Origin of the sequence: Curtobacterium sp. MCBD17_013, from assembly GCF_003234565.1 — a bacterium.
GTDB lineage: Bacteria > Actinomycetota > Actinomycetes > Actinomycetales > Microbacteriaceae > Curtobacterium.
The window spans coordinates 1-3,082 of the sequence record NZ_QKTU01000036.1 but is presented as its reverse complement, the minus strand read 5'-3'; the positions used below and the strand labels follow the sequence as shown (position 1 = coordinate 3,082).

At 69.1% G+C, this 3,082-nt stretch carries 3 protein-coding genes; all 3 read left to right on the top strand.

Annotated features, from left to right (window positions below):
- The first annotated feature begins 86 nt into the window (after nt 1-86).
- The 3 genes from DEI81_RS15870 (at nt 87) to DEI81_RS15860 (ending at nt 2,992) form a co-directional block, all read left to right on the top strand.
- The gene (locus DEI81_RS15870) at nt 87-854 is read left to right on the top strand and encodes an ABC transporter ATP-binding protein (RefSeq protein ID WP_258368807.1); all 768 of its coding nucleotides are present in this window, start codon (nt 87-89) and stop codon (nt 852-854) included.
- Nucleotides 854-1,723 carry an ABC transporter permease gene (locus DEI81_RS15865; RefSeq protein WP_111011695.1) on the top strand — a complete coding sequence of 290 codons (870 nt, stop codon included), beginning with the start codon at nt 854-856 and terminating at the stop codon, nt 1,721-1,723. The genes DEI81_RS15870 and DEI81_RS15865 overlap by 1 nt, the downstream gene beginning before the upstream one ends.
- Nucleotides 1,724-1,801: 78 nt before the next feature.
- Nucleotides 1,802-2,992: an ABC transporter substrate-binding protein gene (locus DEI81_RS15860; protein WP_111011694.1), complete on the top strand. Its 1,191-nt coding sequence runs from the start codon at nt 1,802-1,804 to the stop codon at nt 2,990-2,992.
- Nucleotides 2,993-3,082 lie beyond the last annotated feature (90 nt).

Sequence of the window (3,082 nt, the reverse complement as noted above, 5' to 3'; positions counted from 1 at the left end):
CCGTTCCCGCCGACACCACCCCCGCAACCGCAACCCCGGCACCCACCGCCTGACCCAGCCCGATCCACCAGAACGAAGAGGTAGCCGTGACCACCACCGCACCCGCGCCCGTCACGTCGACGGACACGCTGCTCGACTTCGGGAACGTCGAGATGACGTTCCCGAACGGGACCATCGCCCTCCAGGGCGTCGACCTGACGGTCGACCGCGGCGAGTTCGTGTCCGTCGTCGGTCCGTCCGGCTGCGGCAAGTCGACCCTCCTCCGGATCGCCTCCGGACTCGAGACCGCGTCCGACGGGACCGCGTCGGTCGGGGCCTCCCGGATCGGGTACGTGTTCCAGGACGCGACCCTGCTCCCCTGGCGCACCGTGCAGGGGAACGTGGAGCTGCTCGCGGAACTCGGCCACGTGGGCAAGGCGGAGCGGGCCGAGAAGGCGCGCCGGGCGATCGACCTCGTCGGACTGAACGGGTTCGAGACGAACCTGCCGAAGCAGCTGTCGGGCGGCATGCGGATGCGCGTGTCCCTCGCCCGGTCGCTCACCCTCGACCCGGAGCTGTTCCTGTTCGACGAGCCCTTCGGCGCGCTCGACGAGATCACGCGCGAGCGACTCAACGACGAACTGCTCCGCCTGTTCGTCGAACAGCGCTTCGCCGGGCTGTTCATCACGCACTCGGTGTCCGAGGCCGTCTACCTGTCGACGAAGGTCATCGTGATGTCCGGCCGTCCCGGCACGGTCGTCCGACGCTTCGACGTCCCGTTCCCGATGCCACGGGACCCGGACATCCGCTTCACGCCCGAGTTCGCCGAACTCGTCGGCGAGGTCTCGCACGCGCTCCGGGAAGGACACCGCTGATGGTCACGCTGCAGGAGGTCGCCGAGACCCGCACCGCCCGGGCGGCCGCCCGCCAGACACGCAGCAGGACACGGCCCGCCGTCATGTGGTGGCAACCCGTGGCCGTGTTCGTCGTCCTCATCGCCCTCTGGTACGTCGCCGCGACGTACTACGACAAGGCGAAGAACCTGGCGTTCCTCGTCCCCTACCCGCACCTCGTCGCCAAGGCGATCGTCTGGGACACGAGTCCCGATGGCACGCCCTCCGGGTTCGACGGGCAGCTGTGGCAGGCGCTCGCGCGGACGGCCCTGGTGTCCCTGACCGGGCTCGCGATCGCGATCGTCATCGGCGTCGTCTGGGCGATGCTCATGGCGCAGGCGAAGTGGCTCGAGAACTCGCTGTACCCGTACGCCGTCGTGCTCCAGTGCGTGCCGATCCTGGCGCTCGTCCCGCTGATCGGTGCCCTGTTCGGGTACGAGTTCGCCAGCCGCGTCATCGTCACCGTGATGATCGCGCTGTTCCCGATGGTGTCGAACACGCTGTTCGGTCTGCAGTCGGCCGACCGCGGGGCGCGCGAGCTGTTCCGGCTCCAGCAGGCCGGCCGCGGCGCCCAGCTGCTCAAGCTGCAGATCCCCGCCGCGCTGCCGTCGATCTTCGTCGGACTGCGGACGTCGGCCGGGCTCTCGGTGATCGGTGCGATCGTCGGCGACCAGTTCTTCCAGCGCGGCAACCCGGGCCTCGGCGTCCTCATCCAGGTGACCGCGTCGCGGCTCATGGGCCCCGAGCTCTACGCGACGATCATCGTCGCCTCGCTGTTCGGCGTCGCCGTGTTCCTCGTCTTCGGCCTGATCGGCCGCCTCGCCGTCGGCCGCTGGCACGACTTCGGCTGAGTTCCCGCCCCCATCGTCTCCCCTCCCACCGCACCTGCACCCCGCACCACCCCGACCTGCACCACGAACGGAGCACCCATGCGCAGCAGAACCCGTCTCGGCGTCGTCGCCGCAGCCCTCGGCGTCACCGCCCTCGCCCTCACCGGCTGTTCGACGAGCACGTCGGACAGCGCCGGCGCCGCGACCACGTCGTCCGCCGCGAAGGGCCCGGCCGTCGACCTGTCCGGCGTCTGCCCCTCGACCGTCGTCGTCCAGACGGACTGGAACCCCGAAGCCGACCACGGGCACGTCTACCAGATGCTCGGGGCGAACCCGAAGATCGACGCCTCGGGCAAGTCCGTCACGGGCGACCTCATGGCGAACGGCAAGTCGACGGGTGTGCAGCTCGAGATCCGCGCGGGCGGTCCCGCGATCGGCTACTCCACGGTGAGCTCCCAGATGTACCAGGACAAGTCGATCACGCTCGGCTACGTCTCCACGGACGAGGCCGTCGAGTTCTCCGGCAACCTGCCCACCACGGCGGTGTTCGCCGAGAACGACGAGTCGCCCATGGTGCTCATGTGGGACCCGGCGACGTACAAGAGCGTCGACAGCATCAAGGGCCTCGGCAAGGCGCTCAAGGCCAAGGGCGGCGTCGTCCGCTACTTCAGCGGCGCCGCGTACATGACCTACCTGGCACAGGCGGGCTACCTGCCGACGAGCGTCCAGGACGGCAGCTACGACGGCACGCCGTCGAAGTTCGTGACCGCGGGCGGCAAGGACGCGCAGCAGGGCTTCGCGACCGCCGAGCCGTACATCTACCAGCACGAGGTGGCGGCCTGGGGCAAGAAGCTCGACTCCTCGCTCGTCTCGAGCACGGGGTGGAACCCCTACCCCGAGACCATGTCCGTCCGCTCGGGCGACCTGGCGAAGCTCACCCCGTGCCTGAAGAAGCTCGTGCCGGTCATGCAGCAGGCCGACGTGGACTACTTCACGAACCCGACTCCGACGAACGACCTCATCGACACGCTCGTGCAGGACTACAACAACGGCTGGACCTACGACGCCAAGGTCGGTGCGTTCGCCGTCCAGCAGATGAAGAAGCTCAAGGTCGCCACGGACGGCAGCAACGGCTACGTCGGCGACATGGACGCCAGCCGGCTGAACTCGTTCATCTCCAAGGCGGCGCCGATCTTCGAGAAGTCCGGCGGTCACGTCCAGTCGGGGCTCACGGCCGACGACCTGTACACCAACCAGTTCATCGACAAGAAGATCGGGTTCGGCTTCTAGCCGACCCACCGGCGGGGAGGCGCGTGCCGGCCCCGCACCGCGCCTCCCGGCCGCCCACCCCACGCCCCCCTGTCTCTTATACACATCTCC

Bases quoted from the DNA above. Each gene is read 5' to 3' on its own strand.
- DEI81_RS15860 (WP_111011694.1), top strand. From the start codon at position 1,802: ATGCGCAGCAGAACCCGTCTCGGCGTCGTCGCCGCAGCCCTCGGCGTC.
- DEI81_RS15865 (WP_111011695.1), top strand. From the start codon at position 854: ATGGTCACGCTGCAGGAGGTCGCCGAGACCCGCACCGCCCGGGCGGCC.